Annotated in this window: 5 protein-coding genes; 2 read left to right on the forward strand and 3 right to left on the reverse strand. The window is 66.0% G+C overall.

Translation table 11 applies throughout. From position 1 onward, the window contains the following. Window positions 1–762, reverse strand: coding sequence for a CPBP family intramembrane glutamic endopeptidase (locus LQ144_RS19555; protein WP_230120558.1), 762 nt, complete (start codon window positions 760–762; stop codon window positions 1–3). Between the two features lie 354 nt (window positions 763–1,116). On the opposite strand from LQ144_RS19555, the gene LQ144_RS19560 reads away from it, so the two are divergent. After that, window positions 1,117–2,838 (forward strand): ABC-F family ATP-binding cassette domain-containing protein, encoded by a 1,722-nt coding sequence (locus tag LQ144_RS19560; RefSeq protein ID WP_230120560.1) that lies wholly within the window; start codon window positions 1,117–1,119, stop codon window positions 2,836–2,838. Window positions 2,839–2,979: 141 nt separating this feature from the next. Here the strand turns inward: LQ144_RS19560 and LQ144_RS19565 are convergent, their stop codons facing one another. Together LQ144_RS19565 and LQ144_RS19570 are read right to left on the reverse strand one after the other, a co-directional pair. Next, window positions 2,980–4,962 carry a hypothetical protein gene (locus LQ144_RS19565; protein WP_230120562.1) on the reverse strand — a complete coding sequence of 661 codons (1,983 nt, stop codon included), beginning with the start codon at window positions 4,960–4,962 and terminating at the stop codon, window positions 2,980–2,982. After that, entirely contained in the window at window positions 4,959–5,441 is a 483-nt protein-coding gene (locus LQ144_RS19570) for a hypothetical protein (RefSeq protein ID WP_230120564.1), read from the reverse strand. Before LQ144_RS19570 ends, LQ144_RS19565 begins: the two co-directional genes overlap by 4 nt. A 386-nt stretch (window positions 5,442–5,827) precedes the next feature. On the opposite strand from LQ144_RS19570, the gene LQ144_RS19575 reads away from it, so the two are divergent. After that, a partial coding sequence (locus tag LQ144_RS19575) for an amino acid permease (RefSeq protein ID WP_230120566.1) occupies window positions 5,828–6,733 on the forward strand: 906 nt, incomplete at its 3' end.

Below are 6,733 nucleotides of genomic sequence, written 5' to 3' on the forward strand. Positions count from 1 at the left end.
CTACCCCTGGACCTGCTGCAGCTGATCAAGAAGTTCCGGCGGGATGCTGTAGAGGAAGACGGCCGCCAGCAGGTTCTTGGCGGCATGGACGAAGTACGAGAACATCAGGTTCCGGCCCGTCCACACGTACACGAACACGAGTGTGGCACCCATGGCCAGGTACGGCATGAGGGCAGCGACGGTGAGCGCCTCCTGGCCCACGATGTGCAGGGCGGCGAAGAGCACCACGGACAGCGCGCAGCAGATCCAGATGTTGATCCGCCTGCTCAGCTTGCCGATCAGCAGATGGCGGAAGATGTACTCCTCCACAAACGGACCCACCACCACGATGAGGGGCACCATGAGCCACGCAGGCACTTGCTGGATGAGCGCCTGGAGCCCGGCCTGGTTGGCCGACGTTTCCGACGTGCCACCCATCACCACAAGTACGGCGGTGAAAATCATCATCGCCACGACGGCCAGCGGCACCATCGCGGCGGTGAACCACGGCCTCGTGGCCAGCACCCTGAGGTCCCGGGCCACCACTCGTCGGGCGGCGAACAGCGCCAGGACGCCGACGCAGCCGTAGAACAGGAGGTTGACGCCGTACGACGCTGCGGCCGGGCTCGGGGCGATCAGCCTGAGCAGTGGAATGATCAGCTCCCCGGCCACGGCGAAGAAGGCGGCGACCGCCACGTACAGTGACACGGCGGTGAAATCGAGCGGCGAAAAACGGTAGAGTTCCGGGCGCTGAGCGGGGAGAAGCCGTCGGGTAGTCACCATGGTTCCAGCGTAGCCGGGATGTCCGGCTACGACTCATGAGAATCCGACGGCGGTGCCCGCCCTCTTGCTCTCGAGACGCCGACGACGGTGCGCGCCCTCTTGCTCTTGAGAAGCCGACGAAGGTGCCCGCCCTCTTGCTCTTGAGAAGCCGACGACGGTGCCCGCCTTGACGGCATCGCCGCCGCCGGGCACGCTGGAGGCATGAAGTCCTAGCCGGCGGTGCTGGCGCACGCCCGCGCTGCACGCAAAACACCCCGCAGAGCGCCAGGCCGCTTGGAGCGCCGGGCCCCGTAGAGCCGCTGGCTCGCTCAAGGAGTGGCGCCTGGGCCACCCTCCTGATTTCAAGGACTTCACATGACTGAACAGACTTCCCACGCCGAGCAACTGCACCTTTCCGGTGTCTCGCACGGCTACGGAGACCGCGAACTCTTTACCGGCGTCGGGCTGGTGATCGCCCCGGGGGAGCATGTGGCGATCGTCGGCGAAAACGGTGCCGGCAAGTCCACCCTGCTGAGGATTCTTGCGGGACTTGAGAGACCTGACGCCGGAACCGCCGTCAGCCACGGGCGTGTGGGCTACCTAGCCCAAACCTCCGGCCTCCCGGCGCGGCTGACCGTGGCCCACGCCATCGACGACGCCCTGCGTGCGCTGCACGACATGGAAGCCGAATTGGAACGGCTGGAGTACGGGCTGGCCGCTGCAGAGGCCAACGACCTTGAGGCGTACGGCAGCCTCCAGACCCAGTACCAGTTGCGGGAGGGGTACGCCGCGGACTCCAGGGTGGAGGCGGCGCTTGACCGGCTGGGCCTCGGGGGCGTGGACCGGAACCGGACGCTGGGATCGTTGTCCGGCGGAGAGCAGGAGCGCGTTGCGCTGGCCTGCCTGCTGGCAGATCCTGCGGACATCCTGCTCCTGGACGAGCCCACGAACCACCTGGATGCGGGCGGCACCGCCTGGCTTGAAGCACGGCTGGCATCGCACCGCGGCGCCGTGGTGGTGGTTTCGCATGACCGTGTCCTGCTCCGGAAGGTAGCATCCACCGTGATCGAGGTGGACGCCGAACGCCGCGCCGTGAACCGCTATGGCAACGGATACGACGGCTATCTGAAGGAGAAGCGGGCAGAACGGCAACGCTGGGTGCAGCAGTACCACGGCTGGATGGATGCCATGGCTGCCGAACAGAGGCAGGCGGACACCGTCGCGACCAAGATGGGCTACGCCCGGCAGCGTGACGGCGACAAGATGGGCTTCGACTTCAAGGCGGGCACCTGGGAGCGGGCCGCCACGAGCAAGATCCGCAACGCCCAGGAGCGGCTCCGGCGCCTCGAAGCGAATCCGGTGGAGCGTCCCCCGGAACGGCTGAAGCTGGAGGCAGGACTCGACGGCGGAGGGGCTGCCGGGAACGCGGAGGGCGAGCCCGGCCTGGCCCTGAGGATCCGCGGCGTGCGCGTGCAGGGCCGCTTGGAGCTGCCGTCGTTCCGCGTGGAACGCGGCCAGAAGATCCTGATCACTGGTCCCAACGGTGCCGGCAAATCAACACTGCTCTCCGTGCTTGCCGGCACGCTGGAGGCACCGGTTGGCAACGTGGAGCGGAGCGGGCGGATCGGCTATTTGCAGCAGGAGCTCGAGCCGCCGGAACGCCCCGGGCTGCGGCTGCTCCCTGCTTTCGCCGCGGGACTGGGCGGCAACATTGACGATCACGCCGAAGCACTGCTGCGCCTTGGCCTTTTCCGAACGAGTGAATTCCATGTCCCGGTCGGCGGGCTGTCGGCAGGCCAGCAGCGCAGGTTGGCGCTGGCACGGCTGCTGCTCGGTCACAACGACGTCATGCTGCTGGACGAACCCACCAATCATCTTGCCCCTGTGCTGGTGGAAGAGCTGGAGACTGCACTGGCCGGATTCAGCGGGACGCTGGTGATGGTGAGCCATGACCGGGCCCTGAGGCAATGGTTCAGTGACTGCGCTGAACGGTCCGCGAACCCTGTGCGCGGAACGGAAACGGAACGGCCCCGCGGCGCCTGGCTGAGGTACACCATGGACCGCGGCGTGCTCGCACCCGCGCCCGTGGCGGCTTAGCGAGCCCGCAGGCGGGCTGACCCGACGCCGGGCAACCTGCCCGCGCCGTCGGAAAGCCGGCAAACACAACTGGCGCCCGGTTCCGGCGGCTCGGGGCCGCCGGAACCAGGCGCCAGCGTGACTTGCTGACGTCCGTTCGCTTCAGCGGAAGAGGGCGCTGTAGGTCCCCATGATGATCCGGTCGCCCGGCGTTGACTTCCTGATGTAGTCAACAACCGCCCAGTCGTCCAGCGAGATGCAGCCCGCCGTCGGGACCTTGTTCATGTGCAGGAAGATGGCGAAGCCGGCGTTCTGCACAATGTTGGGGCGGTTGTAGTTGACCACCACGCCCTGCCGGTAGTCGTGCGTGGCGCGGGTAGCGAAGTACCACATGTTCTCGTCCCAGCCCACCCAGGACGAGGACTCGAAGTACTTGTTGTACGTGGCGGTCCACGGGTTGCCGCCCCAGCGGGAGCCAGGGTTGAGGGTGCGGTAGGCCAGCTTCGTTCCCGGGTTGCCCAGGCCGAAGGCCTCCGTTACCGAGAACGAGCCGGTGGGCGAGTAGAGGTAACGGGTGGGACCGGACGGCACGCCCGGCGGCTTGAATCCGGAGGCGCCGACGTAGCCGTCGGTCTTCCAGTCCGGAACATAGGTCCCGGCAATCCGGACGCAGTAGAGGTTTGTGGCCCGGGACAGCCCGTAGCCCTGCGTCCAGGTGAGGAGGACGCGGTTGGCCCCGTAGGTGGAGTACTTGGACCGCCCGTTGTTCAGCTTCTGGCATTCCGTCATTCCGTAGGTCCGTGTCCCGGCCCCTCGGGTGTAGCTAATGAAACCGCGCTGGAACCACTGGACGCACTGGGCGCCGACGCAATTTTCGTTGGCCACCGGATAGCCGAGCCAGCCGCCTGCCCCGCCGTTTGCCGTGAAGCTGCTGCCGATGGCTCCCTGCACGATCCACGCACGGGTGGCGCCGGACCAGTGGATTGTTCCGCCCTGGAAGCGCTGCCGGCAGCCGCCGGCTGCCTGGCCACAGGTCTCGTTGCCCAGCGGATAGCCGAGGAAACTGCCGGTGGAGCCGGTTGCGCTGTACCGGCCGCCGATGCCGCCCCGGACGATCCAGGCGCCGGTGGCGTGGGCCCAGTAGATGGCGCCGCCCTGGAAGCCCTGGCTGCAGCCGCCCGCGGTCAGCCCGCACCGTTCACTGGTGGTGGGGTAGCCCAAAACGCCGTTCTGCGCCGCGGCCGCGCGCCACCGGCCGCCGATGCCGCCGCGGACCACCTGACCGGAGGTCTGCGGGGACCAGAGAATGGTTCCGCGGTCGAAGGCCTGGGAGCACCCGCGGTTCTTCAGCCCGCAGACTTCACCCGCCAGCGGCAGGCCGACCACGGCTTCAGCTCCTGCCGCCACCCAGGCCCTGCCGATTCCCGTGCCGGTAGAGAAGTTCAGGTACTGCGTGCCGGTCCAGACCAGCATTTTCCCGGTGGAGAACTTCTGCAGGGACTTGGCACCCATGGTGGCCTCGTCGCTGACCGGATAACCGAACGTGGGGAGGGCCCCGGCGGCATGCCACCGCGGTCCGGTGCGTCCGGAGGTGAGGAAGACAGTGTGCGCACTGGTGGACGACGTCCAGTAAATCGAACCGCCCTCGAACGTCTGGACGCAAAGTCCGGTTGCGCACTGCTCATTTGCTTTCGGCGCACCCAGGACGCCGCCCTTACCGCCCAGGGCAAGCCATTTTGCGCCTATCGCGCCGCGGGTGACGAACTCCGGGTCTGGTGCCGGATCCGGTGCCGGCGGATCAAGTGCCGGATCCGGTGCCGGCGGATCAAGTGCCGGATCGAGCGCGGGACCCGGTGCCGGGTCGGGGGCAGGATCAGACGCGGGGGCAGGATCAGATGCCGGCGGCTCCGGCGTGGTCGGATCCGAGAGCCCTGTGCCTGGCACGTCTCCGGTTCCCGGCGCTACTCCTGGGTCTGTAGAGGAGCCCGGCTGCGTGGCCTCGTTTGTGGCGCCGGGACTGCCCGTATCAGAGGTCTGCGTCAACGGCGTCGCAGGTGTGGTGTCATCGGCGAATGCCGGAACGGACACAAGGGATCCGGCCGCGAAGCTCAGGAGCAGGGCAGCCGTCAGTATTCTTTTCTTCACGAAGCGTCCTCCACCGAGACAACGGGCTCACACGTGCCTTCTTGGCCGGTGGTTTTGGCAAAATTCTCAGCCGACACTTCGGCTGATTTTCCGGGTTGGAGCGTTTCCGTGATGAGCGTGTGGCCCTGGACAGCAGCGCCCACGGTCACCGCGACCGCCACGGTATACGTCTTGGCTTTGTCGGACGTGTTGAGCAGGGTTCCCTTGAAGGTCCACGATCCGTCCGGGCCCGCTGCGCAGGTGTGCTTCTGCAGGGCATCGATTGCGTTCAGCGACGTCGAGACGTCGGTGGGCAGTGATGGTGCGGTTGTTGGTGGTGCGGATACCGACGGCGACTGAGACCGCGACGTCGGATTGATTGTTGTTGCCGATGATGATGCAGGTGCCGATTGGCTGGCGCTTGGTCCGGCAGGACCAGAGCCGCCGCCCGAACACCCCGCAACTGCAAGCAGCAGCGCTGCAGGCAGTAGTGCTCTCATTCTCATAGTCCCCCCTGAGGAATGGCACGAATGCCATGTGCCACGCAGGCCGCGTGGTCGCCGGGGCGAGACGCACGTCCCTCCCCGTTGAGCTCAGGGTAGCGGTAATTGCGTCTGATCAGGAGTCTTTTTATCCATTCGAAATACAACCGGCGCAGGACGGCATCAAACGGCGGGCTGAACCCAATAATGTTGTGCGCGTCACGGAGCGCCCCGGAAATCTTGTACGATGGATGAGCCGCGCGAACCTTCGATGCTTCACGAGTTTTTGTCCTCATCCGGCCCTCAAGAGGGGTCAAACTGCGAATAATCGGTACAAAAACTCGAGGTTCCCCAACCGGCAATGCCCCAACCTGCGGCAACACCCCGACCTGCAAGGAAAAGCTGTGCCACAAATTACTCCCACAGAACTTGAGAGCCCGACGGCACCATCCATCGCCGTCGACTCGACCCTCAGCGCCGAGGGCTATAAGAAGACCCTGAGCGGCCGCCACGTGACGATGATCTCGATGGGCGGCGCAATCGGCGTCGGCCTGTTCATGGGGGCCGGCGGACGCCTGGCCTCCACGGGCCCGGCGCTGATCTTCTCCTACGCCATTGCCGGCGTGATCGCCTACCTGCTGATGCGGGCACTGGGCGAGCTCATCATGTACCGCCAGACGTCCGGCTCGTTTGTCAGCTACGCCGGTGAAATGTTCGGGAAGAAGGGCGCCTTCCTCTCCGGCTGGATGTACTTCATCAACTGGGGCATGACCGGAATCGCCGAACTGATCGCGATCGGCCTGTACTTCCAGTTCTTCTTCCCCAACGTTCCTGTCGAAGCGTCCGCCATCGCGGCGCTGGCGCTCCTCGTGGCTGTGAACCTGCTCAGCGTTAAGGCGTTCGGCGAATTTGAATTCTGGGCGTCCTGCCTCAAGGTCGGCGCCATCCTGATCTTCCTGGCTGTCGGCACCTTCATGGTGGTGACCAATGCCAAAGTCGGCGGCGGTCACGCCTCGGTGTCCAACCTCTTCGACGGCGACGGCGGCATGTTCCCCAAGGGCGCCCTCGTGATGGTGCTCGTCCTGAACGCCGTCATCTTCGCCTACAACGGCATCGAACTCGTCGGCATCACTGCCGGTGAGATGCAGAATCCCAAGCGTGAAGTCCCCAAGGCGATCCGCGCCGTCGTGCTCCGCATTGTGGTGTTCTACGTCGGCTCCGTGCTGCTCCTCGCCATGCTGCTGCCGTCAGACCAGTACAAGGCAGGCGTTTCGCCGTTCGTCACCGTATTCGGCCAGATGGGCCTGGGG

It is taken from the genome of Arthrobacter sp. Bi83, assembly GCF_918698095.1.
Classification (GTDB): Bacteria; Actinomycetota; Actinomycetes; order Actinomycetales; family Micrococcaceae; genus Arthrobacter.